The sequence below is a fragment of the Candidatus Nitrosocosmicus agrestis genome (assembly GCF_008389435.1).
GTDB classification, from domain to species: domain Archaea; phylum Thermoproteota; class Nitrososphaeria; order Nitrososphaerales; family Nitrososphaeraceae; genus Nitrosocosmicus; species Nitrosocosmicus agrestis.
In genome coordinates, this window is record NZ_VUYS01000015.1 from 29,034 (window position 1) to 53,953 (window position 24,920).

24 protein-coding genes are annotated in these 24,920 nt (G+C 32.2%); 12 read left to right on the forward strand and 12 right to left on the reverse strand.

The window, feature by feature from the left end:
• Positions 1-1,829: 1,829 nt before the first annotated feature.
• The gene (locus tag F1Z66_RS10295) at positions 1,830-2,144 is read right to left on the reverse strand and encodes a putative quinol monooxygenase (RefSeq protein ID WP_149863535.1); all 315 of its coding nucleotides are present in this window, start codon (positions 2,142-2,144) and stop codon (positions 1,830-1,832) included.
• Between the two features lie 406 nt (positions 2,145-2,550).
• Positions 2,551-2,814: a hypothetical protein gene (locus tag F1Z66_RS10300; RefSeq protein WP_149863536.1), complete on the reverse strand. Its 264-nt coding sequence runs from the start codon at positions 2,812-2,814 to the stop codon at positions 2,551-2,553.
• A gap of 400 nt (positions 2,815-3,214) precedes the next feature.
• Here F1Z66_RS10300 and F1Z66_RS10305 point away from each other — a divergent pair, with 400 nt between their 5' ends.
• The gene (locus F1Z66_RS10305) at positions 3,215-3,610 is read left to right on the forward strand and encodes a hypothetical protein (RefSeq protein ID WP_149863537.1); all 396 of its coding nucleotides are present in this window, start codon (positions 3,215-3,217) and stop codon (positions 3,608-3,610) included.
• Positions 3,611-4,454: 844 nt separating this feature from the next.
• Here the strand turns inward: F1Z66_RS10305 and F1Z66_RS15875 are convergent.
• From F1Z66_RS15875 to F1Z66_RS16270, 3 genes are all read right to left on the reverse strand, one after another.
• Positions 4,455-4,619, reverse strand: coding sequence for a hypothetical protein (locus F1Z66_RS15875; RefSeq protein ID WP_195907527.1), 165 nt, complete (start codon positions 4,617-4,619; stop codon positions 4,455-4,457).
• A gap of 510 nt (positions 4,620-5,129) precedes the next feature.
• On the reverse strand, positions 5,130-5,921 hold the full coding sequence (locus F1Z66_RS10310; RefSeq protein ID WP_149863538.1) for an alpha/beta fold hydrolase: 792 nt from the start codon (positions 5,919-5,921) through the stop codon (positions 5,130-5,132).
• Between the two features lie 365 nt (positions 5,922-6,286).
• Positions 6,287-6,883 (reverse strand): TetR/AcrR family transcriptional regulator, encoded by a 597-nt coding sequence (locus F1Z66_RS16270; RefSeq protein ID WP_275052609.1) that lies wholly within the window; start codon positions 6,881-6,883, stop codon positions 6,287-6,289.
• Positions 6,884-6,982: 99 nt separating this feature from the next.
• Here F1Z66_RS16270 and F1Z66_RS10320 point away from each other — a divergent pair, with 99 nt between their 5' ends.
• Positions 6,983-8,362: a phytoene desaturase family protein gene (locus tag F1Z66_RS10320; RefSeq protein WP_159357440.1), complete on the forward strand. Its 1,380-nt coding sequence runs from the start codon at positions 6,983-6,985 to the stop codon at positions 8,360-8,362.
• Positions 8,363-8,545: 183 nt separating this feature from the next.
• Here F1Z66_RS10320 and F1Z66_RS16275 read toward each other — a convergent pair whose 3' ends face one another.
• Positions 8,546-8,668, reverse strand: a complete 123-nt coding sequence (locus tag F1Z66_RS16275; protein ID WP_255437916.1) for a hypothetical protein — start codon at positions 8,666-8,668, stop codon at positions 8,546-8,548.
• Positions 8,669-9,166: 498 nt separating this feature from the next.
• On the opposite strand from F1Z66_RS16275, the gene F1Z66_RS10325 reads away from it, so the two are divergent.
• The 5 genes from F1Z66_RS10325 (at position 9,167) to F1Z66_RS10345 (ending at position 15,135) form a co-directional block, all read left to right on the forward strand.
• Positions 9,167-9,541, forward strand: a complete 375-nt coding sequence (locus F1Z66_RS10325; RefSeq protein WP_149863540.1) for a hypothetical protein — start codon at positions 9,167-9,169, stop codon at positions 9,539-9,541.
• Positions 9,516-9,863, forward strand: a complete 348-nt coding sequence (locus F1Z66_RS10330) for a hypothetical protein (RefSeq protein ID WP_149863541.1) — start codon at positions 9,516-9,518, stop codon at positions 9,861-9,863. The genes F1Z66_RS10325 and F1Z66_RS10330 overlap by 26 nt, the downstream gene beginning before the upstream one ends.
• Positions 9,864-10,999: 1,136 nt before the next feature.
• The gene (locus F1Z66_RS10335) at positions 11,000-11,326 is read left to right on the forward strand and encodes a hypothetical protein (RefSeq protein WP_149863542.1); all 327 of its coding nucleotides are present in this window, start codon (positions 11,000-11,002) and stop codon (positions 11,324-11,326) included.
• 876 nt (positions 11,327-12,202) lie between these two features.
• Positions 12,203-13,744, forward strand: coding sequence for a cytochrome P450 (locus tag F1Z66_RS10340; protein ID WP_149863543.1), 1,542 nt, complete (start codon positions 12,203-12,205; stop codon positions 13,742-13,744).
• A gap of 338 nt (positions 13,745-14,082) precedes the next feature.
• Positions 14,083-15,135, forward strand: coding sequence for a cupin domain-containing protein (locus F1Z66_RS10345; RefSeq protein WP_149863544.1), 1,053 nt, complete (start codon positions 14,083-14,085; stop codon positions 15,133-15,135).
• 410 nt (positions 15,136-15,545) lie between these two features.
• Here F1Z66_RS10345 and F1Z66_RS15545 read toward each other — a convergent pair whose 3' ends face one another.
• A complete protein-coding gene (locus F1Z66_RS15545; RefSeq protein WP_154670543.1) occupies positions 15,546-15,704 on the reverse strand; it encodes a hypothetical protein in 159 nt (52 codons plus the stop codon).
• A gap of 589 nt (positions 15,705-16,293) precedes the next feature.
• Here F1Z66_RS15545 and F1Z66_RS10350 point away from each other — a divergent pair.
• Positions 16,294-16,872: a hypothetical protein gene (locus F1Z66_RS10350; RefSeq protein WP_149863545.1), complete on the forward strand. Its 579-nt coding sequence runs from the start codon at positions 16,294-16,296 to the stop codon at positions 16,870-16,872.
• A 137-nt stretch (positions 16,873-17,009) separates the two neighbouring features.
• Entirely contained in the window at positions 17,010-17,549 is a 540-nt protein-coding gene (locus tag F1Z66_RS10355; protein WP_149863546.1) for a hypothetical protein, read from the forward strand.
• A 334-nt stretch (positions 17,550-17,883) separates the two neighbouring features.
• Here the strand turns inward: F1Z66_RS10355 and F1Z66_RS10360 are convergent, their stop codons facing one another.
• On the reverse strand, positions 17,884-18,090 hold the full coding sequence (locus F1Z66_RS10360; protein WP_149863547.1) for a hypothetical protein: 207 nt from the start codon (positions 18,088-18,090) through the stop codon (positions 17,884-17,886).
• 263 nt (positions 18,091-18,353) lie between these two features.
• Between F1Z66_RS10360 and F1Z66_RS10365 the strand changes: the two genes are divergently transcribed.
• Positions 18,354-18,584 carry a hypothetical protein gene (locus F1Z66_RS10365; protein WP_149863548.1) on the forward strand — a complete coding sequence of 77 codons (231 nt, stop codon included), beginning with the start codon at positions 18,354-18,356 and terminating at the stop codon, positions 18,582-18,584.
• Between the two features lie 332 nt (positions 18,585-18,916).
• Here F1Z66_RS10365 and F1Z66_RS10370 read toward each other — a convergent pair whose 3' ends face one another.
• The 3 genes from F1Z66_RS10370 to F1Z66_RS10375 all read right to left on the reverse strand — a co-directional run bounded on the left by F1Z66_RS10370 (position 18,917) and on the right by F1Z66_RS10375 (position 21,856).
• Entirely contained in the window at positions 18,917-19,123 is a 207-nt protein-coding gene (locus F1Z66_RS10370) for a hypothetical protein (protein ID WP_149863549.1), read from the reverse strand.
• A gap of 712 nt (positions 19,124-19,835) precedes the next feature.
• Positions 19,836-19,967 carry a hypothetical protein gene (locus F1Z66_RS16280; protein ID WP_255437917.1) on the reverse strand — a complete coding sequence of 44 codons (132 nt, stop codon included), beginning with the start codon at positions 19,965-19,967 and terminating at the stop codon, positions 19,836-19,838.
• 1,073 nt (positions 19,968-21,040) lie between these two features.
• Positions 21,041-21,856 (reverse strand): hypothetical protein, encoded by an 816-nt coding sequence (locus F1Z66_RS10375; protein WP_149863550.1) that lies wholly within the window; start codon positions 21,854-21,856, stop codon positions 21,041-21,043.
• Between the two features lie 562 nt (positions 21,857-22,418).
• On the opposite strand from F1Z66_RS10375, the gene F1Z66_RS10380 reads away from it, so the two are divergent.
• Positions 22,419-23,423, forward strand: a complete 1,005-nt coding sequence (locus tag F1Z66_RS10380) for a Vgb family protein (protein WP_201448567.1) — start codon at positions 22,419-22,421, stop codon at positions 23,421-23,423.
• A gap of 307 nt (positions 23,424-23,730) precedes the next feature.
• On the opposite strand, the gene F1Z66_RS10385 is transcribed toward F1Z66_RS10380, so the two are convergent.
• The gene (locus F1Z66_RS10385) at positions 23,731-24,327 is read right to left on the reverse strand and encodes a dihydrofolate reductase family protein (RefSeq protein ID WP_149863551.1); all 597 of its coding nucleotides are present in this window, start codon (positions 24,325-24,327) and stop codon (positions 23,731-23,733) included.
• Between the two features lie 382 nt (positions 24,328-24,709).
• Here F1Z66_RS10385 and F1Z66_RS15550 point away from each other — a divergent pair, with 382 nt between their 5' ends.
• Complete coding sequence (locus F1Z66_RS15550) at positions 24,710-24,859, forward strand: hypothetical protein (protein ID WP_154670544.1); 150 nt, start codon at positions 24,710-24,712, stop codon at positions 24,857-24,859.
• Positions 24,860-24,920 lie beyond the last annotated feature (61 nt).

A 24,920-nucleotide genomic window follows, 5' to 3' on the forward strand; every position in this document is an offset into this window, starting at 1 on the left:
ATACTCCGATATCATCAACAATACATATCTTTGAACTTCGTGCGATACTTTTTGAAACAATTGATATATCAAGGACTAATTGCTCATACGACGAAATCATTTGTTATCAATTTGCTTTTCAGGATCTTAATCCATAGATCATTGACAGAATGCTACTTTTTTGTTTAGTTTAGATCTCTCCAAAATGCTTTGATTTATTGTGATTAATTGACAATATCGTTGTGGTATTTAAACAAGCTATTGTTATTTAGGCTTTAGAATCATCTTATGGATCGAATTTATTTTCCAACGATAATCATATATTGTTTTAAAGCACGTCAATAATATTTTCCTGAATGTGTTCTAAATCTCAATTGGAGAATTTATTAGCCTGAATGATTTTTTTCGTCAGTAGAATCGAAAATCAATATGATCTTCAATTCCATATACATTTTGAAGTTGATAATTAGAATAACCAGGTTTTGAGTAATACGTTGTTTCATATGGTTTTATATCTATTATTAATTGGGAATTAATAATAGAGTCATAATGCATAGATATTACTGCAGTATTTTAAGATTTAGACTTCCATCCATTAATTTATTTATAAAATCTCACGGTGATGATAAAAGTGAAAGAAGGAAAAAAGGATATGAACCTACTTTTCCGAGCTTTACAATAAATAAGCAGTTAACCTAAATGAAATATTTTACATAATTCTTGTATCTGGCAATAAAACTTGCAATAAACACTGCATAATTGAGATCACCTTTTCATCCGGAAAAGAGTCACAAACCTTTACACAAACATGAAAACTAATACATCCGAATCAAAGTGATCAAAGGTATTTTTCCTTTAGATACAGAAAAAAAATACAGAAGGAAAAAAGGACACTGCGTTACAAATTAAAAATGGTAATCATATTTTCGGTATGTCGGACTTTCCAATATAATGAATCAGAAATCACAGTTACATCATTCACAAGTATACGATTTTTTCAAATACGACTCTAGATTCTAAACAAGGTAAAAAACAAGCTACTCCGATATACGGATTGGTCCTGAGTCATATTTTATCCATCAGATAAGACATCTTATTTGATCACCTAGTAACGGACAGGATTCTTAATGTTCTTGGTATAAGTAGCACGGATATGCGTATAAATGCAATAGAAGCCCTGGTTCCCCAGAGCATCAATTCCAAATATGCTAATGGTCCAAATAGCCGGAAAGGAGGTTAACTTAGAATTCATGTCGGAATCTATTCAGTCAAATGATGCAATGTATTCTTCGGCTAATGATTTGTTAAAATATCTATCAGTAAATATCAGATCATTAAATCTGAAAATTAGCGACTATATACAGGTTACTCATTCGATAAGATATCCACTCAGCCAATAATCTGATAATGAGGTTCTGCAAGATTATATAGGACTAAGTTGGACTGTATTAACTAATTTCGGTGGGAAAGTGACTGGGCATACTGGATCAATAAAAGGGTATAAAAGCATACAGGATTCAACCCGAGTAAACAGACTGGTATAAGGATATTGCGCAGTTTCACTTATGTCGATTTTTCAATACAAGAAATGATAAACATGATAATTCCATTTTTACTTGATTAGGGGAACTGTACTTACTCGCCTTTACTCTAGGTAGATATAGATAATCAAAATTTTTATGAAAACCAGGTCTCTCTTAGAGTTACAAAATCTTGCGATAAAGGTATGATTAATGTGAATGAATATGAAACAGTATTTTGGAATAAATATTTATCAGTAATTTTAATCATAGTATATCTAGATACAATTTATGAGTCAAATGACCATTCATAAAAATTATATGTTATTTTTAATCATTTATATTGACATATGTTTTGATTAGTAGGGGCTTTGTCAATAGACTGCTTACAGTATCCCGGTCTTTGTGTGATTTCGGACTCTGATAATGTTTGTCAAAGGCTGTCTGATTAGACCACACTTCATCAATTAAGAATTCGTTAGGATTTTCAATTGAATAATGTAAATCATAGGAAATGTTACCTTCTTCCTTTCTCGCAGGAATAACAAGTGAAACAAGTACATCCTTAAGCTGCAGTCTTGTTTCTTCTTTTGCCTCGAGAATTGCCAATACTCTTACTGGATAATTATCGGATTTATTCTGCATTTCATATTATATCCAATTTTGACAATAATAAGATTTACTGTAATTGATTATCTAGGAATCTCTAAAGATCAAATTTTATGATCTTTTCAGGTATCATAAATAACCTCCATTTGCACGATAATACCATGCAAAATAAAAGTAAAAAAAAACAAATCGAATTAACTTGAAAATAAGAATCAAATACCAAAAAATACTTCAATCGATAAATGAAGGAATTTCAAAACAAGGTAGATGTATATATGTTAAAGATGAATATAATTGACTGTAATAATAAGGCCCGTTAAAATACAAATGAACTATAACACATCATAATAAATTAATTAATGCTGAGTAGATCATGTCAAAAACTGAAAGATATTTTTGCAATTAGACAGAATTGCAAAAAACCAGATATACTATCAATTTTCTATTTGAGCTTCGAAATCTTATCAGCATATTTTTTGTACAATTGGTCAATAGATCTAATTCTCTGAGTATGTTTGCATTTCTTGGGATTACTAACGGAATACAAATAGCCTTTGCATGTGCAAAACCAATGGTTATTATCTTTCAATCTATTAATTTTATAACGTTCTCCTGTAGTAACAGATTTTACATAATATACATCCTCCTTGTCGTCATACTCAACGGATTTGGCAAAATTAGTGCGTTTTTCATTATTAGAATTCATTTTTCTAAAAAATCCTACTACTTTTATAAATACACAATACCCATATTAATTTATTACAAACTCCATCTACAATTTTATATTATTGCACCATTAAAATAAAATATAAGAAAATAAAAAGACAAATATCAATCTAAAAAAGTTGATGCAGTTCTTGAATTATTGTAAATGGCGTATTATCTAATGATGAGTTGGTAAGTAGAATGGGCAATGATACCAATTCTTACATTAGATATTATTCCAAGATAAAATAACGAAACTATAATCTTATTTGTCTGCAGGTCATGATATCAAATTTGTTACACAAAGATGCGATTTATTAAATTATTATAGTACACTTGTAATCTGAATTAGTTCAAATTTATTATATATCAAAGATTACGAACAAAAACACTGATCGTAAATGGCAATCACCAAAGAAATTCTTCTTTATATTGGAGCATCAATAAGTACAGGTATAGCTGGGATCTTACACCTTATGTTTGTTCCCAGTTCGATCAATACGGGTATACAATATGTAACGCTTTTTTTGGTATCAGGTTTGGCGCAGATCTTCTGGATTTTGCCGATGGTAAGAAAATGGGGCAAGGTTTGGAATATTATTGGATTTGCAGGTACCACTGTTTTAGTAGGACTAACTGGTTATGTCGTTGTTGAATCAGCGAAGAATCCACAGGCAACACCACCCGGTGTAATGGAATTGGCAGTTGTAATAGAGATATTTCAAATATCATATGTAATAATTACTGCAATAATTTTATTGAAGTATAACAAGAGTTTGAATACAAGAATGAAATAACAAACGTTACAGGCCCATTAATTTACATCTGAAGTCTATTCGAACTAATAGTTTTCTCAAAGGCACATACAAGGACAGAAGAAAGCTGAAATACTATGGATAAACAGAGATTTTTTATTTTTTTGGAGATAATTTAAGCAATCTTCATGTTGGAACTATTATATATTTATGATCAAAGCCCTAAAAAAAGACACACTTTGATGATTATGAATAATTTTATAGATAGTGTAAAATACCGCTGTGGTGGAAGATATCATCCAATGGTTTTTTGATTCTATTTTTATCCTAATTAAATTCTTTATAGTATATTTTAACAGATATGTGTTGATAGTTAATTATAGTAAAGATTAATTGGGTTGCCTTTCAGTGTAATTTGACCTTGATGCGTACGGTCAAGTTGCTAAAGTGATACGATTTTGGATCTGTTAGAATCGAGTTAACTACATACAAGCAACGTAATTTAAACCAGATTACCGATAGATATTAACCAGGGCAAAGACAGCACTAAATTGGTATTTTGAGAGAAAGATTTTTAATGAATTTTTTATCGGCTTGTACTACACCATACCAATCCTACCAATCCACATAGTCTTCCCATTTAACAGAAGTCGTCGGAGAAATCAAAATCTGGTACTAATATACTACACAAGATCGTAGTAACAACCTATAGGAATTAAGGAAATTAGAGTTGATTCTGACATCTTGTATCACGAAATTAAAGATATTAAATTATTTCATCAGTTGAAAATTTTTTAACAGAAAAATGAATATATCTATACTATATCTATTTTTAACTTATTCTATTCTTTATGCTTGAGACTATCTCTGCGGTATGTGAGATTATCTAATCAACGCCTTGATTTCCGCCGCAGGCACAAAAATTAAATTCATCTATTCGAGAATTACAAAAAGGACAGACGCCAATCCCGTCATAATCAACTTCTGCAGCATTTTTACCATAGAGCACAAAGTGATCATTTAGTTCGTCAGTTATTTCTTTAATGCTCATGGAATATCTATTGTATAACAATCTTTAATATTTTACTTTTTTGAACAATAAGAACATGCTTCTGACATATTAGTTGTAATTTTTATCAGTATGATACACGTTTTATGTAAAATAAATATAAAATCATTTTGTCAATTAGAAAATAAATCATAAATAATTATTTAAAATGGAGAATGACCCTAGTGGCATAAATTTTATGATCTAAAATCCTAAATTCAAATTTAATCAAATATTAAATCAAATGGATCTTTTTAAAAACTATTACCTTACTAATGTTGCCAACAATGACAAGAATACTCACTAGTTTAAATTCAATTAGGATAATTCAGTCTGAGCGACAGGAGAATTACAACGAAGATTACATATGATCAACTTTTCCCTCTACCCCCTAAATAGATTTTATTCAGACTAGTAGTAAAGGATATATTTTTTCAATATCGTAATAGAATTCAAAATAAATCTATTAGGATAGATAGAAGACTAATTGTGATGTGGTTTACACATTTTGCATTAATTGTGCCCTTCAAGCACATCTTTAGCAAGATTATACTCAAATTCGCCTAGTAAATTTGAGTGACAACTTTGACTATGTCCAAGGCTAGAAGAATACTTTAATGATTCTACGCTGGATAGTGAAACCATACCATCATTAGGTTTTGAAAGTTTATTGTACCCTTCTAGTTGCATAGGAGAAAAAAGGGATAAATCACAATTTCCTCTGGCGGGATTCCAATCACCCGCTATAGTATAGTATTTGACATTAGGATTTTCTTTCACTTTAGTATCAGCAGCACCAGGTTTCAAATCATATACTGCAGGTGCACAGATGTCATTATTTTCTGCCAAGAGAGAACCAGCGTTAGGCGTTCCTATCATAATTAAATTTTCTACATCTTGTGTATTGTTGGCCAGATACACTCTAGCGTCTAATCCACCTTTACTGTGACCAACAATATTCACCTTGTTCTGATTAGTTTGATCTTTCACATTTGAAATTAGACTTGACAGTTCCTCCGCATGTTCAGCAGCAGAACCGCACTTATCATCAGATTGGTTAAAAGAAATTGAAAAGACAGGAATATGATCTTTTTTTAGCAGATCTTCCCATTTTTTCCACACATTAGCATCAGACAAATAACCATGAATTAAAACTACAGGCAAAGTTTCATTGACATTACCATTAACGATAGTAGTGGCTCGAACATAAAACTGATGAATAGTAGAACAAGCATATAGCCCTACTAGCGAAACTAAGAAGCAAAGCATTAGAGCAATATTATTCGAGGCATATTTATTTTGCAAAGTAACATTAATGGTATGTAATACCTTAAATAACCACTACAAAAGCAGATTACACAGGAAGTTTAGTTTATAGTAAAATAACAGTGCAAATTCCCGAAATTAGGACAATCATTTTGATATCTAATAACAAAAATTACTACAACGTCCATTTGAAACACACATGGAATGAATTAAATTAGTCGTTAAAATATTCCACATTTGATAAAGATCTATTAAGGTGCAACTTTTGGTAAAATTACGACTAGTTTATTAGACAAAGTTAATCGCAAATAGATTGACAGATTACCAGTAACGCTTAGTCACCATTTTAATTGATGAAACATGATATGTCCCTAATATCACTAAAATATATAATCAATAGATACTTACAAAGGTTTTAGAAATAAAGATATAATATTTCTTACCTGTATCCAATACTTTCTACTGTCTAAATCCTTGGAGGAGTGCATTAATTTTTCAAAAGCAATTCCATTAAATAGCGCCAAAAGGACCTTGGCCATTTCCTCAGTATTTTCATCATCAATTTTTAATAATTCGTTTTGGACAGCTTCATCAAGTACTTTCTTTATTGAATGAGCTACTTTATCACTGCAAATAATTAATTCATTTTTTATTTTGTCGCTTCTCCTTGAAGCACACCACATCTCAAACAAAAATCCATAAAATTCAGGGTATTCCCTAAAGCTGTGTATACAGTCATTGATAATATTATCAGCAATTTCTTCTTCAGTATTTCCACGAATGTCTTTTATAGTAGATTGAATAATTTTTTCCGAGCTATAAGCCAATACTTTGCTTACCAAATCCTCTTTATTTGAAAAATAATAGTGTATTATACCCCGACTGACCCCAGCTGCGGCTGCTATGGATGCAATAGTGGTATTTTCATATCCATTCTTGGCGAGAACCTGCATTGCGTTATTTAAAATTTCATTTATCTTTTGTTCTTTGGTTTCACTCACTATACCCATATAATTTACATGTTTTATATGCTTTAGGTTGGATAACCAACCAAACATTAAATAATTACTTGGTTCCTAATAAGTTGGATGACTAACCAAATGTCCAATATACCAACCAAAATATATAGAGAAAATACAAAGGAGATAGCTATAATAGGTGGTGGCCTGGCTGGTCTAACCGCTGCGGTCTACTTGGCTCGAGATGGGAAAAATGTTACAGTTATAGAGAAATCCAGTAAAGCTGGTGGAAGAGCTAGAACAACGATAAAAGATAAATTCTATTTTAATCAAGGGCCTCATGCACTGTATGCCAACGGAATAGGTCCAAAGGTTTTGGACGAATTAAATATAAAATATACTGGTAAGAAGGTTGATTCTACCAAATACTACATAACAAAAAAGGGAAAACTTTACAAATTGCCTACAAAACTAAACGAGATTCTAACAACAAAGTTATTAAATGGATGGGGTAGTAAGGTTGAGGTCTTACACTTTTTTATCAAATTAAACAAAATGAAACTTGACCAGTTATACTCGTTAAGTTTTCAAGAATGGTTGGATTTAAATTTTAAAAATCCTGATTCTAAAGATTTTGTAAAAATGTTAGGCAGAATTGCCACATATACTTACAATGCAGAAAATTTGAGTGCAAGGTTGGCATTGTATCAAGTAAAAACAGCCGTGACCGGAAGTGTGGTGTATTTAGACGAAGGATGGCAGACGCTAATAGATCAACTTGTAGAAATCGGAAAAAGAAATGGAGTAAAGTATGTGCATGGCAAAGGTGTGGTAACACTCCAGCAGGATTATGCCCATGACAAAAAAAACCCTCAACAGATATGGAAGATTAGTTTATCGGACAATACTACTTTATCATACCATAATGTAATTATTGCCACTAATCCTTTTCATGTTTATAGTCTACTAAAGGACAACAAAAAAGTTAATAGCGAATTTCTTAAACAACTTGAAAATATTAACAGGCCGGCGAGAGTGGCAACACTAGATTTGGCATTGAGCAGTCTTCCCAATCCTGATGTCTATGGTGTTTATGGGATGGATACGCCTTTGTATATATCGTTGCATTCTGCGTTTGCCAAATTATCGACTGATGGAAATGGAGTGTTATTTCATGCTATGAAATATCTTGATTCATCTATTGGGCCAAATCCGTTAGAGGATAAATTGCAGTTGGAAAGTTTGCTGGATACAATTCAGCCAGGTTGGAGAAAAATGATCATAAGGCAACGTTTTTTACCCAGCATGATAGCTTCCAATACTGTTATTAATTACAATAATAATGAAACGATGGAAAACAGACCTGATACAGAAGTACCAGGGGTAAACAATCTATACATTATAGGAGATTGGGTTGGACCAGATGGAATGTTAGCGGATGCAAGCTTTGCAAGTGCCAAAGCTGTTGCATTGAGTATTTTGAACAACAGAAAGGCAATTGAAATGCATACTATACAGTAACAGTAATAACAATAGTCATACAGGCAATTGGAGCATTAGTTTCCCCCAACTTTGTTATAGAATTATCAAAATGCTAAAAAATACCAAATTAATGTATATTAAAATCACAGTTTGTAGTGTCTAAACTATGATAAGTATCATGTTGATTATGAATTATAATAAAAATGAGTAACCTACTAAGAATCAAAAAGTCGGCATATTTGGAATCATGTTCATTGTTGCAGCATTAGTTGGATCAATAATAGCCATTTCTGGTGTTAATAATGCAGTATTTGCAACAAAAAAGAAATCAAAAACTCTCTTCAAGACATTACTCAAGAAAGCCTTACAGACGAGAGTGCAGAATGTTTTTCAAATAACAATACACTAGCATCATGTAACAACCTTGCACCGTCATTTAACCTGAATGATGGCAACAATGCAGCAGGTCAGCAATAAATTCATCATTTTTTTCCGTTTAATTTAATGTTATTTTATATCAAAGTTTTCTAGTTTTTCTGTTCTAATTCTAAATATCACACCCTTTCATATTTTATAAATTAGTAAACATCATTGTTATAAAAGATATTACGCAGGTTGAGCGCCAGAGTAATTGGATCAAGAATGAATAGGGCACATATATGATTTATCGAACCTCACAACAGCAAAGGTATGTTTTGAACTTACCAAAACTGTACAAATTCTAGGAAGAAATGATTACTCGTTAAAGATAATAGTATTCTATAAGAAAACAAAACAACTCATTATCGTAGCCAATTTTTAATTACCGTGCTTCTCTTCATAATTAACAAAAGCCTTTTTTACTTGACAAGATTAAGCACTGAGGATAAATCATATATAATCACCGTAATAATCATTGCAATCCCACTCCTGCTATCCGCATTTAATTCAACCCCTATTCTTTCATCTACTGTAAGTGCACAATCTAGCAATACGAACTTCACCGCTTCTACTATTACCACAGAAGATATAGTAAATACATCAAAGTCTGGAGAGAAACTTGTGCTAAGAGGAATAGTTTCTTCAGAGGACTTTGATCGCGCCACATTAAAACCTGGAGATAATCCTCATGGAGCAGCAATCTTACCAAATAATCCCGATGGGTCTGTATATACAGGGATTTTGACATTTAGCGCATCAAAACCAGTAGAGGTTGGAATTAGCCACAGACTTTATTGATAATGACACCTTTTTTAATATAGACACAAAGGAACTTGGTAATCTTTATGCAGGATATCACAAAGACAAAGATGAAAGAGGAACGCCTGGCGAAATTAGTGTTGCTTCAGTAATTGTGCCAACCTATGGAACTCATGTACCATATTTCTCAGCTTCTATTCCATTTGTGGGTGATTCAGTGTGGCTTAGGATTCCTGATGGAGAACCATTCATTGCAGTATATGAAGTATCTGCAGATATCATTCAACCAGTTGGCGTAGTTGATTTAGACAGCATTACAAACACATCAAGTTACAATAGTACGATTGACCGTCTCAAATAGAACTTAGAAATGAGCCAACGAAGAAACAACCAACTACATTTAAGTAATCTTCGAAAGACCTGATTCTAAATTTAATTTTCAACAACCCCTTCTTTTCCTTTTTGTTTGACTTACTATATCCCATCTTACAGAATAAATCAGAAACAGATTCATTTTCTACCGATCCAATCCAAGGAGGATATGGTTTCATTTGACAAAGTATGAAAAGCAAGTGGATTTGGTTTTTTATCCGCTCAAATTTCACTAGCAGAAACAAAATTGTTTAGGTTCCACTAATCATAATACTATTAACATATATAGTATCATTTAGTATTGGTTCCGAAGACACGATTTAAGGATCAATTCAATTACAGCAAAAAAACAAAGTTACTAAAATAAATGACAAATTACTTTCAGTGTCTTATCAAGTCAAAGCGGAGCAAAACAATTTGAGTCATATGCCATGGATCCAACAAGGCATAATCTACAATTCTCTGTTAGATTGTTAAATACAGACTTTCTATTCCTAATTGCAACAGGATTGATAAACAAATAATATTCATTAATTAGATTTTCTTTAATCAAAAAAGGATCGAATAATGTACCTTAATAAATTACGATATCATTACTACAATTATATTCGTGGCTCTATAACTTGGTATTTTCTTCCTTTGAATCCCTTGTGGTTATTTCATTACTTGATCATTAATTTTTCAAATGCCTTGGTAATAACAACTTTTGGTGTTTCTATCTTTTCATAGCAAAAACATAATCGGATCATCAGACTTTATCACGACACTAATTCCAATGAATGATGAATTCATTAGCAATTTTTCTTCCCAGAAGAATGATATCCACTGATTAGCGTAAACTGTTTAGGGATTCCGAGTTTTTTATCCCATTTTCAGAATAATTACTCTATTTCATTGCTTTGTCCTGCTATCGACCTTGCACAAGATTTGTACCTATGGTTTCAATTTTCATAGCATATTTGCTTTCATTCATATATCACTTTTTTCTAATTCACGTAAGATTGCTTTTTTCCTGTCAGTGACTTTACCTGATTTATACCCAGTATATCTATACTATCAAATTAAGGATTTTAGAAAACCTCTTAATTTGCGATGTTTATATCCTTTGTTTGCAAATCATTTTTTATGATTAAACATGTCACAATCGCCTCGATCTTTATTCTGACAGTGTTAGCACTAGCACCCGCCGTGTCTAATAATTTTGCAATAGGACAAACAAATACAACAGGATCAGAAGGCTCTGGTGGAAATAATGCAAAGATGCATGTTGATGAAGCACTAAAGGCATTGCAATCAAATGATAACGCTGGTGCAACTATGCACTTAAATGAAGCTTCCAATTCAGCAATTGGATCTGCAAAGATGCATGTTGATGAAGCACTAAAGGCATTGCAATCAAATGATAACGCTGGTGCAACTATGCACACCCAAGAAGCTCAGAAAAATCTTTAGATAGTTGAAAACAAGATATCCCAAACTCTATTTTTGTTAGGATTTAATTTTGAATCAATTCTTTTACAGATTGAGAAATATATACGACATCTAAAATCAAATATATAAAATTAATTCATTTTCGCTTCGATAGGTGGTCATTGTGTATTGGTGGATGTCGCTTACTTCATGATTCAAATTTTCTGTAGTAATTTCTACTTTTGATTATCTTTTAGCGATCAGAATACCATTCAACTCAATACTCTATTTACTTTTCATCTATGCAAACTCAATGTAGAGTATTCACATGTAGAAAAATAGTTACTTAAAATAAATGAAGAATAGACATGGAGACAAAAAAAAGAGGTTATTTGGACTAGATTTTATTCTCCGAATAGTCATAGAAATTAAAGTCAAAATGAAAGAATTAACCTCACAATTTTACAAACATAAAGAGTAAGATATCATTCTGACTCAATGTCTGACTAAAAGATTATGTTGATTAACCCATATTACGATATGTACTCATTCTAAATCCTAAGAGATGATGGTAGAAATGCATTCAGCAAATTGAGACACCAGAATAACTAATTTAACTCCAAGAGATGACAATTTCTAAAGCAAGAAGCGTAAGGTTTATCAATGGCATGGCATCAGTTTTACACTTTGAAAAATGATGTTGTACAACATATAGCAGTGACGGATTTTTTGGCCGGACAAAGCATATTTGCGCAAAATATTTTATGAATTGTAGAGATGATATAGTAACAGATTGGGATGGGATAGATGGAGTTTCCTGCAGCACAAGAGTTCCAACACAAACAAGTATTTGAAGCAAAGGACCATAAAAAACCATAAAGATATTATCAATTAAGTATAGTTACACCAATAGAATTGATGAACCCTGACTCCAATTCTAACGCTACTCGGAAGGATTATAAATATCCACCTGGGCCAATAGAAATAATTCCATACAGTTTAGCTTTAAAATTTATATCGAATCCTCTACCCATATTAAAAAAGATTACCGCAAAGTATGGAGATATATCTCATTTTAAATTTGGGCCAAAGCTACATGTATATCTTGTAAATGACCCACACCTTATTGATAATATTTTAGTAAGACATAATCAATATTTCATCAAAAGTCCAGGATTGCAGTTAGCAAAACGAGTAATTGGTAACGGTTTAATAACAAATGAAGGTGAAAGTCATTCAAAACAAAGAAGACTAGTCCAACAGGCATTCAGCAGAGACAAAATAGAGGTGTATGGAAAAATCCTAGCTGAGCATTGCATAGAATATACAAACACAAACTGGAAAGATGGAATAACGGTAAATATTCATAAAGAGATGACCAAATTGACACTATCTATAATCAGCAAACTATTGTTTGGAAATAATGCAATAACAGTGAACGAAATAGACCAAATTAGTGATAATATTACTCTAATTATTGAATTCATCAATAGACTTAGAATTCCATTTTTAAGATTTATTGAAAAACTTCCATTACCATCAACCTTAGAATACAAGCATGCGTTAAAACATTTAGACAATATCATATATGCCAAAATAAATGCAGAACGACAAAATATGTTACTCAGTGACAATAAGAAATTTAATACATATGATATTGATAACACTGCATTAAGAGAAAATAATAACTTTCAAGAATTTCAAAGTAAGCCAAACATCCTTTCTATTCTTATTAATTCTACTGATAGAGAATCAAAGGTTAGGGATGAAATGCTATTACTAGATGGAGGAAAAAAGAAAGAAAAATCATCAATAATGACTGATAAACAGCTAAGAGACGAGGTAATGACTATTTTTTTAGCAGGTCATGAGACCACAGCTAATGCACTGACATGGTCATTGTATTTATTATCTTGTCATCCTAATGTTGAAGCCAAAATTCTAGAAGAAATTACACGAATAACTGATTATAAGGAGAGCAACAACAGTCATAGAGAAATTATTACGGTTGAAGATTTGCCAAAATTAAAGTATACAGAGAAAGTCTTAATGGAATCGATGAGGCTTTATCCTCCTTCTTGGGCAATAGGTCGTCAAGCCGCAAAAGACTACATATTAAATGACAATTATACTATTCCTACTGGTGCCGTTATCATCATGAGTCAATATCTAATTCATCATGATAGTAGATATTTTAGCGATCCTGAAAAATTTGTTCCTGAAAGATGGTCATCGAAATTCAAAACATCCATTCCCCGCTTCAGCTACTTTCCATTTGGGGGCGGTCCTAGATCATGCATAGGTGAATCACTAGCTTGGAGTGAAGGCATAATTGTATTAGCAAATGTAATGAAAAGATGGAAGATTACGCTTTATGATAAGTTAACAGATGTCAAATTACAACCGCTAGTAACATTAAGGCCAAAAAATGAAATCAAAATGATAGTATCAGAAAGATGAAATCACACCTATTTGTTTATGGAAGTAGTTTAATTGATAAATGACCAGTTCGCAGTTAACACCCAAACATGTTCCAATATTATTGTTAACTGTGTTCTTTAACATTTAATCTCATAATAAATCTTTAAGCGAGTAGTGAATAGTTGTGCTTTATTTATGACATATATTTTGGGTAAAATATTAACCGTCTTTGAGTTCTTGGATTCAGTTCCCAGTGATAATAGAGTTCTTATGCATTTTTTATTTCAAAGGTGTCGACAAAGTTAATGTATCAGCAAGTGAATCACTTACTTTTGATCACAATATTTAATAACAATAGCAATGAAAGGAGCAAATGAATGAACAAACAAACTCGGCAATGGATATTTGATTTAGATAATTCAAGCTCTCAAGTTTATAATTTGCTTGGCAGTATAACACGAATGGATAAAGATAACTTTCCAATATTATCCAGGATGGGCGGCTCATTACTCAGACTAAAGAAAGGAGGTATTCAGGTTCCCCACTGGCACGTTAATTCAGCAGAGTTAAATTATTGTTTGTCCGGCAAAGCTAAAATGACTATTTATGGAAACGCTCAAGAATTTACATTTACCCTGTATCCAGGTCAGTTGACTTTTGTGCCTAAAGGTTATTGGCACGATATAGAAAATATTGGTAATGAAGAGATTAAAGTCATTATGGTTTACGAAAACGAACAGCCACAAGATATAGGTGTGGCAGAATCAGTTCATTCTCTACCAAAAGAAATACTAAACAGCATCTTTGGACTCAAATCGCCAGGACTATTCGATCAATTAGGAATTGAGGAATCTTATGATGAGATAATACAAACCCAGCAAGTTGATCAATCCGAGAATAATCTTGCAAATTCAGAGAATGGTAAAAATATATCAAATCCTTTTACAATAAATCTTGGGTCTACCGAACCACAAGTCCAAACTCCAGGCGGTATTGCCAGACTTGGAAGTAATCCATATTTTCCAATTCTCTCAGGATTATCAGTATTTGTGCTGGATTTAGAACCAAGGGGAATAATAGAGCCACATACGCATCCAAACGCTGGTGAATTAAACTATGTAATTGAAGGGAAAGTGCGTTTTACAATTCTTGGACCCAAAGGAGAAATGGAGACAAACGAAATGGTAAAAGGTCAAGTGTTTTTTGTCCCAGCAGGATATTTTCACTATTTAGAAAACTCGGATAGTTCAAAAAAAGGCACAGTTGCCTCTTTTTTTAGTAATGACAATCCTCAATTTTTAGGACTTGTGGGGGGCCTTAGTTCATATTCAAATACGGTACTTGGATCAATGTTTAAAAAAGATTCAGATTTCTTCGATGGTCTTCCTCGTTTGGTAAAGAATGTATTGATTTCAGCCAATACCAGTTAATATCTCAACCAATAGAACTAGACAGGGTTTATTCCTTTACCACATTTTTATCTTCTGTATGGAATCCTGCTAATTTAGTAAAGTATTGTTGAATTTTTTTCTATAATTCCTCGGACTGATTAATTTCGCCGTTATCTGCCCACATACAACTTCGCTTAAACTAATTAAATGAACTCAAAAATAACAGCAGTTCTTGTTCGTATAAATATATTATATAATGGAATAGAGTCAATAACCAGTTTGATATAAGCATTTGTGGCAGGATTCAAATCCCTAGACATGACTTCATTATCTAACAAGTATTATTTTGTTTAGGTTCTTTGTAATTATATTCGAGATAACAGGGTTGTAACAAAAATTAGCAAATATATTTTGTTGACTAGAATCATAAAAAATAACTAAAAAAAGTATTAGCTGAGAGCATCCTTAACCTTTTCTTTTGCTTTATTCAATGTTTCTGAACTAGGTTTTCCCTCTGCATGGTCTTTGGCAGTCTGAGCCTTTGCTTCAGCATCCTGTTGTGAATTTTTCAATTTCTTTGCTGCATCGTCAATAAAATTGTCTGTCATTATTCCAATATGTTCAACATACTTTATAACTAATCAACTATTTTTGCAATGACATCTTTTTTTAGGTAGAATAGTTTACCATAGTTTTTAAGCATCATGGCGTATGTGACTAGATACCAGTTATTTGAGTGTGGTTTCTTTTCAAGGACCAAAAAATTAATCAAACAATAACAAGTGATATGTCGTTAGGAACGCTATTGGTAGAAGAATTATTATGTAAGATCGAATACAATTAAGTTCCCAGATAATATGCTAACAGAGTGATCATCAAAGTCATTCAAGTTATCTTTGTAACAATGTTTCTAGTTTCTCAAACATAAAAGTATTGAACTTCTGTGATATTTTCAAATGTAGGAATTTTAGTGATCGGCAGAGTGCATAATCCTTAACATTGTCAATATCTAGTTGAATTTTGGTTTATGACTACATCAACAACCGTAGATGAAAATGCACCCAAAAAATTATGATCATCTCAAGTTCAAGACACCATATATAATAATTACATTGTTTTAATATTATCAGAAATATGAAACACTCGGTTAACAATTATCAAAAACCATACAACACGTTTCTCTTATGTATGTTCTGCATGCTTTTTCTCATAGTTTCATCTGATAGTAAAATATTATCTTTATTTTCCTATGGGCAGCAACTACAACTTCAATCAAATATAGAAAGCGTACAAAATACAACCTACACTGACCCTAATGGCAATTATACTTTACAATATCCGCAAGGCTGGAAGATAGAATACAGAGAACCTGTTATCAAATTTGTAGATCCTGTTACTCAATTCACTTTACCTGACCACAAGTCCATTATTACTATTTCTATGGGAAATATTGAAATTGATGAAAAAAGTTTCAAAGAGGGATTTTTGATCTATTATCCACTAATTTTACAAGAAAGATTTAACCATGGCCTACAAATAGTAGATAAAATACTTGGAAACTACACAATTGATGGACATACAGCTGGTTCAATTGTATTTATAAATCAGGTAGATAATTCTTTTGGTGTTATTAAAGGATTATTCATAACATCCGTTTTTGAAAACAACAAAACGATTTCTATAACCTATACGTCTTCAGAAAAGTTCTTTGATCACAACATGAAAGATATAGACTCAATGATCAAATCTATAAAAATTAATACAGATAGAGCATAGTAGAAAGTTATCTTTGGAGAATGTCAAAGATTCTAAAAATGATAAAAAAACCACTTATATAATGGCATTATTGTTATTAATTCCAGTAAATTCAAAATACATTCTTGACTCCTTGTCATTTCGGTTGTGATAAATGGATGTTCAAAAAGACTAAAAAGGTGTGGACAAAGAAGCGAATTATGCTGATTATTTTAGTATCGATAAGCTACGCCACGTGGTTTGACTTTCTTGATTCCATAGCTTATTGTCCGGCAAGTAATATACCAATAAATTGCTTATCCATTGGCGAGGTATTTGGAGGCAATCATCTTTATCAGCCTTGGAATATTATTGGACATTTCATACCAGCTTTATTCATGTTCTTTCTCAAACCATTAAAAATAGAGTATTTCATTGCAGTGTTCTTACTTTCGACAGTGGTCATGGATTCACCCATATGGGGGATTGAGAGACTTTTACACGGAAATTTATTATGGGCAGAAGATCATATACCTACAACTAGTATTGTTGAGTGGATAAAATATTATTACAATCCGATCGGTATGTATGGTGTCTGGGACCATGATTGGATATTTGAGAATTTCCCTTCCGCAGCAGTGATATTTTGGAGCCTTGTTATACGGATAGCAGTGGTAATTTCACTAATTTATGTTGAAAAAAAAATCAATAAAGAATAACAACATCTTCAAAGCGATTATCATGTTCTTGCTAATGCTTAGACTATTATGAAAAGTTACATTGAAGAAGCGAGTTGAATGTGTGGTAAGAACTTACGCAGTAGCAATGATCCTGTAATAATTGAACTTGACTAGCGTTGTATTATACATCATCAGTAGCTTGGTACATTGGAGTTGGTTCTAATATCGGTGAGATTTCTTAATTGCAGAAGAAATACAATAAAAGATACCCTTTTAAGGTAACATCATATGACTAAAAATATTCTTTTCAAAATTCCCCCATAGTAAATTTGTTCGAGCATACTAAATTATCTTCAAACGCTTTGAATAGAGATCATCCATATCGTAACTCATTTTGTAAGTTATCCATAAGTTCATAATAATTATCAAATAACAGACAATGCTCTTTAAGATTATCTGTTACAGAAGTCAGTGTTACATATAACCCAGCATCCGCATATTCATAAGCTATATTCGGGCTACTATATTGATGAAACCAATGTTTCTTAAAGGTAATCAATCCGATAGAATTTTTGAACATTTCATTGTACATTTGATTTCGATTTAAATAACCTTGATATACCAACATTAAACTGAAGATTATTTTTCAATTCATTTAGCAGTCAACATTTTATAGACAATTTATAATATCCAGTAACAGTTTTGACTTGCAGGGTTTCGATTTAAGGTTGTATGGAATCCAACAATCTTGTCAACACATCTAATAGATTTTCCATCAAATTTTTGAAAAGGTAGTTGATAGTAAAGCACAAAGATATAAACATGTAATAGAGATGTAGAATTATGAAAACATTTATCATCAAGACCTATGGCATAATGTTTTTACTTACAGGAGTGTTAGTTGGTTCGCTCTTCTATCCAGAAGATACGAAGGCTACCGTATTAGATGGTATAGACGAACCTACAGGAAATGCATATAAGGATGTTTACATTGCTGAAGAAGAAAACACCACTATCCTGTCGGGAACAAATCAAACAGTGAATACGAATGGTAGTTCAGTCATTCAATCGTAATGACATATATCAAATTTCTATCACTATCTGTTATATTTTTATTTTGAGAACCAGATATTAAAATCAATATCTTGTGTATTTTTGAAATCCAGAATATCAGTTTTTTTAGAGTGGAATGTATGAGGTATTAGAGAAATGCATTTCCGATAGTTATAGGGATCAAGCTTTATCGCATTAGGATTGGTTCAAGGCGGTATGTATTCTAATAATTAAAATTTCTTGCCACTTTTGGTTAAGTATCCGCACAAAAATTTTTTAATTTAATGGGGATTACTACTAAGGAGATATAATCCAACAGGATTCAAAAAAAGAATATCCAAAAATCACCAACATTAGTAATCTTTCACTTCTTCTTTGAACTTTTCCTTGTCATATTCTGTACCCATATCCTTATCTGGATCCTTTATCTTGTTCGCCATAGCCTTAGCACCAGCTTTAATTTTGTCTCCGGCTTCGTCTAAGGTGTTTTCTGTGTCATCAGCGGCATCGTGAACATCGTCTTGAAGGTCATCTTTTCTATTAAGTGGTTCTTCTGACATTGTATTTGTTAGTATAACATTCTTTATATCCTATATTGATCGATTTTTTAGAATTTAAAGTCTTGATTTACTATTGATTATTAAATATAGAATTACCAAGCTCGTTAAGATTGGTTCAAAATAGAGTACTTTACTAATTCCCTCACACTTTTTATTATTACTCTAATTGAATTATGGCTGTTTACTATGAAGTATTACTGTTTATTTGTTAATATCCAATTTATTATTTTAAGAGCCTTATTATTTACTATTGTATAATAACACAAGCGATCATTTCATTTGGGTATTCAGATATCCTTGCTGATTTCAGTATTGTAATAAGATCATACAAGAAATTGTTCCAATATACTGTTAAAAGAAATAACTAATTATCATGGATAGAACCATGCCAATCTTATGAAATTAAGGTTGGAATTAAAATAATGAGACTTTCTGAATCAAATGATAAATAAGAATAAGAATTTTGGGTGATTCAATCATACCCTCACTGTTAGATATTTTGGACCTTTCTTGGGACTATTTGAAATCTCAAAACAATCATATCTTTCGCCATTATACTCATCTACTACACATAGATGAAAATCCTCTTTTGCATCAATTAAATGAACGGCATATCAATGTTAGTTGTATACTGCACATCCGGACTAGCAGGATCATCATCGTACATTGCATCAATCAAATCAATATTGTCTCACGCGTATTGCATATATTCTTAGATATATACGCTTACATCATTAGACCCATTTCTTGAACTGTCTACAAAAGTCCCCTCCACTATAAAGTTGCCCTTTTGATCATACGTGGTCAGAACTAATGCAAAAACCAGCAAGATTGATGCTGCCAATACAATCGCCTTTTAATCATGTGAATATAATAGTACCTTCTTTCATATTTAACAATTGTTAATCATTCCCAAAAACATGTTAAAATATATCTTCTGCAATTCTTATTTAATTCAAAGGATTATTTCTTCATAAAAAGAATTTTGATTAGTGTTGATTAATAGTTTATGCCTATTAGGATCAAGGTCTTAGTGTAGTAGAGTTGATGACAACAAACAGACAAGCTGAAACCACAACATCTCATCTCAACAACGAGCCAATAACCTAAAGAGTTGGTTATAAGAATAACTATCAATTAGAATTTAATTTAATCTGATAGATATTTAGAATACAAGTGGTAGAAGTTCTGAACCGTGTAACTGATAGAGAACACTTATATAATTGGAAATAAGTTATAAAGCAGTTTCTCAACTAAAAAAGAGCATCACCAATTGATTGACAAATAAATTAAAAAGAAACATGATAAAGTCAAATGAAAGTAAAAGCAGTTGAAAGAATTTATTTAGCTGATTTGGATAACACTTTCCTAATACAGTCTTTTATGTTACTAAAAGGTATTAAGAACTTAAATAATATTAAGAATAAATTCAAAACAGCAGAGTAATCCAAAAATAATTTAAGATGGATATCTCAAAGGAAAATCACAGACTTGTATAATGATCAGAGAAGACAAAGTAAACAGTTGGAGTAAGTTAAATGACCTAAACTACAGGCATGATAACCTAATGCATGGATACGGTAAGGTGTTACCTGACAGAGAAAATGATAAAGATTGATAGGATATGTGAATTAGATAGGATCAAATAAACAATAATTGCAGTTTCTAGAGATTTGCTACCTAAATAGAATATAAAGAAAGACCTTGAACACATTTTTTAGATAAAGATTTACTTTTATGAAGATGGATTACGGATGATATAAAATATATTAAATATATAAACAGAGAGAATTGTTGACCGCAGAGGAATGAACCTATTTAGAGTTTCTTATTATGTTTTATTTCAAACCATCGATCAAAAACATAGATCATAGTTTCCAAAGAGGGTACAAGTAAATTCATAATAGTTATATCATGTCAAAATGGTTTAAAATCAACCAGTCCTGGAATGTCTAAGAGATCAACTTCATTTGCCATTTTTGTGGCTTGCTCTGTTTCTTCATCCTCATTCATACACTTATGATAAAATACACAGTATGGACACTTGCTGGTTCTTATTTTCATATTAAGTCTAGGAAGTACAGACACGTCCGCTTCTTTAAGAGCCTTTACAAATAGGTTTTTCCTACGCATCATTTCATTTTTGAAAAGCTCTCTTGCTATATCATCTTTAGGTAACAATACAGACCAGCTTTCGATGTGCGGACCTTTACCGTTGAAGGGACGGAAAAAATAATCACCTTTTTCATCCGATTTTATCCAACGCATCTCCCTGCTACTATATCTGATTGATATGATCCCTTTTTCGATACCAGTTATAGTAAGATAATAAAGCAACTGTCTAAGATATGATTTGAATCGTTGATCCGTAATATCTAAACTCCTGGTACTTTGAGTATCCTTTAACTCAACAATTACATCTTTATCCAAAATATCCGGATGGGCAATTAAACCATCGAATTCTAAATCAGCCTGTGCTACCCCCATATTGGCCAAGTCTGTAATTACGAATTCGCTAGATTCTCCCCTGATGAAATGATGTACTGACTCTTCAGAAAGTGGATCGAAATCAGGAAATTTGCGTCCATAGTATTGTTTTCGAATACATGTAGAAGGCAAGATGTCAGAAACATGTACTTCCTCCTCAGACCTTTTTCTATTTTCATATCTGGATCTTAGAGAATTCTTTAAAAGATCCGTAAATTTAAAGTCTGAGCGAATAACTATGGTCATAACAGCGTTGTATTTAACCCATTATTACAATTTAACATTTCTTTTAAGTCGCCAAATCATCTCAATAATGCTAATTTGTTAAAAAGTTTAAAAGGTTACCCAATGAAATAAAACTGTACATGGCGCTGTTAACTGGTAGAATATAACTAAATTTGGAAGAGTTGGGATAATGTTCTCCCAGTATCAGGGTTCAAATACATAGTGCAATAATTTAGTTATTATTAACTGGCTGGATAAGAATGCATTTGTCTGTAAATGCATATAGAATAAACATTATACCAAAGTCTGATAATCCCTAAGTACACTTAAATAATTTTTTGTACATTTATAAAATGTATAGGATCTATGCCTAATTGTTTTAAATTAAGAATTGTGGTATATGTAATTATTTATGGTATCAGTATTTCAAGTTTATCACCATTACAAAACATGACGGTTGGGTACTATAACGAAAAGCTGACGTACAAGGTCCAACCTTACAATGAGAATCTCGAGACCCAAATGAAGCAGATATCAACATTAAACGACACAAAATACAAGTATATTTTAGTATCTTCCATTAGTGTCATACAGTCAAAAAATACTGAACCCAAACACCACCATTTCAGATTCAAATAACCAAAACATTACTTTACGAGAGTATCCCGTTCCTGAAAGCTCAAGACCTCATAACGTTGCACCTGCCACATCAATGCCTTACGTCAATAGCAATGTCTCAATGAATCTGTTGAAAGATATTGTGTGGTACACGGCACAGTCTTCTGGCGAACTTGGAAAATTAAATATTTCTACCGGAGAGACTTCACATATTTTCCTCGGCAAAGGATCAGCTCCTCATAGGGTTATAGCAGGTCCTGATGGTGCGCCATGGATTACTGATGGAGGGTTAAATGCTATAGTTAGAGTGGATCCTTTTACAGAAAATGTTACCATATATCCACTTCCACAAAGTGCCGAGTATGCAAATCTCAATACTGCTGCATTTGACAAGAATGGAACTTTGTGTTTTACAGGTCAGAGTGGAATTTATGGAAGGTTATTTCCATCGACAGGTGTCATCGATATATTTGATGCACCAAAAGGCACAGGTCCTTATGGGATCACAAATACACCAGACGGATCAATATACTATGCATCACTAGCAGGTAATTATGTAGGACGTGTAGATACAAATACAGGAAAAGTAACCATTTTGGAACCCCTTACACCAGAGCAAGGGTCTAGAAGAGTCTGGTCCGATTCTGAGGGAAATATTTGGGTATCAGAATGGAATGCAGGGCAGTTGGGAAAGTATGATCCTCAAACTGCTCAATGGAAGGAATGGAAATTACCAGTGGATAACCCAAAACCATATGCAGCATATGTAGATATAAAGGACAAGGTATGGATTAGCGATTTTGGCTCCAATTCGATATATATATTTGATCCTCTAAACGAAACTTTCATTAAATTTGAAATTCCTAGCCCAGAAGCCAACGTAAGACAGATTCTTGGAATAGAAGGCGAAATTTGGGGAGCAGAATCAGGAACCGACCACATATTGTTAATAAAAACTAAAGACCAATGAATAGCCCCTAGCCTCTGACATGCTTATTTTATTGTTAAACATATGGAAGATTCCAATGAACCTACAGAATCTGCCAGTTTTTAGCTATAGAAACACATCTACTGTTAATATGATTGACCAGCATTGCTCCAGTATAAAGATAAAAGTTTACACTCTCTCAATCATAGTATCATCATCAATACAAGTTTCATTGAGATTGGGAGTAGGATATGAACAAGGTCAAATGGAATCCATAATGATTATTGTCTGTATCAAAAAAAAGACCACAAAAAATAAAAAAATGATTGTTTTCTTATCCAAATTACCCTTAATTTTTCTTTTTATTATAATGGAGCAAAACTGTTCCAGAGTCAAATGCTATTGATTCAACAAGCGATAGTTTACGAACCTCTTTTAAATCATTAAATATGGTCTTTCCATTCCCGATTACGACAGGATTGACAAATAAATAATATTCATCAATCAAGTTTTCCCTAATCAAGGAAGAATCAAATGAAGCACCACCGTAAACTATGATATCACCACGACCTTTTTGGTTCTTTAACTTTGTAATTTCTTCCCTAAGTTCACCAGTTGCTATTTCAGTATTGGGCCACTCTGATTTATCGAGTGTTTTAGTAAACACTATCTTTGGCGTATCAATCATTTTTTTGGCAAACAAGTACTCTTTGTCTTTAGGTCTTTTTAAAACATCAGACCAATAAGAAATGAATTCATGGGTCATTTTTCTCCCTAGGAGGACAGTATCAACTGGTTCATGTAATCTATCTTCATATGCTCGAAGTTTTTCATTCCAAGTAAAATCTATCCAGTCCATTTCATTATTGGGTCCCGCAATGCAGCCATCAACAGACATTTCTACATGTAGTTTTAATTTTCGTGTAGGCTCAGTATTATCACTCATCTACGCTCCCTCCCCAATTCAATTTGAAGATCCTGTTTTCTTTTTTTGATAAACATACGTCACCTAACAAAAATTCCAGTAAATAAGGAGTAATCATAAATAATAAGGCATCAATGGTTCTATTAAGTATGGACGGGATCAAAAGTATATCGTATTTTTTCCGCAAAAAAACCCTTCATGCTGCTATGGTTCTCTGATTCAACTTTAAATATCATATTTAGTGTTTTGAAATAACATGTTGTTTGAGTTCAGCAATGTTTTAGACAGATATTAAAAGTGGGTTAAGACAGACAGGAATCTAAAAAAAACAAAGACTAGTAAAATCAAGTAAGGTTAAAGACATGTCAATATAGTTAACCTTTTTTACACAATAATTACTGACATGTCATCGATTAATGATAGTGGAGAAAATGAGTTTGTGTATGAGGAATCTAATATGGTAGGAATGTCCGAAAACACCCCAGAGGAAAAGAAAGAAAGAACATTAAAATCAATCAAAAGAGAAATAGAAAAACCTGACAAAGACACATAAGCTTGTAAAATAATATGGATATATTACCACAGAAGAGACTATTTAATTTGGGCGTTAGGGA

Bases quoted from the DNA above. Each gene is read 5' to 3' on its own strand.
- F1Z66_RS10295 (WP_149863535.1), bottom strand. From the start codon at position 2,144: ATGCAGAATAAATCCGATAATTATCCAGTAAGAGTATTGGCAATTCTC.
- F1Z66_RS10300 (WP_149863536.1), bottom strand. From the start codon at position 2,814: ATGAATTCTAATAATGAAAAACGCACTAATTTTGCCAAATCCGTTGAG.
- F1Z66_RS10305 (WP_149863537.1), top strand. From the start codon at position 3,215: ATGGCAATCACCAAAGAAATTCTTCTTTATATTGGAGCATCAATAAGT.
- F1Z66_RS15875 (WP_195907527.1), bottom strand. From the start codon at position 4,619: ATGAGCATTAAAGAAATAACTGACGAACTAAATGATCACTTTGTGCTC.
- F1Z66_RS10320 (WP_159357440.1), top strand. From the start codon at position 6,983: ATGTCCAATATACCAACCAAAATATATAGAGAAAATACAAAGGAGATA.
- F1Z66_RS10335 (WP_149863542.1), top strand. From the start codon at position 11,000: ATGATTAAACATGTCACAATCGCCTCGATCTTTATTCTGACAGTGTTA.
- F1Z66_RS10340 (WP_149863543.1), top strand. From the start codon at position 12,203: ATGAACCCTGACTCCAATTCTAACGCTACTCGGAAGGATTATAAATAT.
- F1Z66_RS10345 (WP_149863544.1), top strand. From the start codon at position 14,083: ATGAACAAACAAACTCGGCAATGGATATTTGATTTAGATAATTCAAGC.
- F1Z66_RS15545 (WP_154670543.1), bottom strand. From the start codon at position 15,704: ATGACAGACAATTTTATTGACGATGCAGCAAAGAAATTGAAAAATTCA.
- F1Z66_RS10350 (WP_149863545.1), top strand. From the start codon at position 16,294: ATGCTTTTTCTCATAGTTTCATCTGATAGTAAAATATTATCTTTATTT.
- F1Z66_RS10355 (WP_149863546.1), top strand. From the start codon at position 17,010: ATGTTCAAAAAGACTAAAAAGGTGTGGACAAAGAAGCGAATTATGCTG.
- F1Z66_RS10360 (WP_149863547.1), bottom strand. From the start codon at position 18,090: ATGTTCAAAAATTCTATCGGATTGATTACCTTTAAGAAACATTGGTTT.
- F1Z66_RS10365 (WP_149863548.1), top strand. From the start codon at position 18,354: ATGAAAACATTTATCATCAAGACCTATGGCATAATGTTTTTACTTACA.
- F1Z66_RS10370 (WP_149863549.1), bottom strand. From the start codon at position 19,123: ATGTCAGAAGAACCACTTAATAGAAAAGATGACCTTCAAGACGATGTT.
- F1Z66_RS10375 (WP_149863550.1), bottom strand. From the start codon at position 21,856: ATGACCATAGTTATTCGCTCAGACTTTAAATTTACGGATCTTTTAAAG.
- F1Z66_RS10385 (WP_149863551.1), bottom strand. From the start codon at position 24,327: ATGAGTGATAATACTGAGCCTACACGAAAATTAAAACTACATGTAGAA.
- F1Z66_RS15550 (WP_154670544.1), top strand. From the start codon at position 24,710: ATGTCATCGATTAATGATAGTGGAGAAAATGAGTTTGTGTATGAGGAA.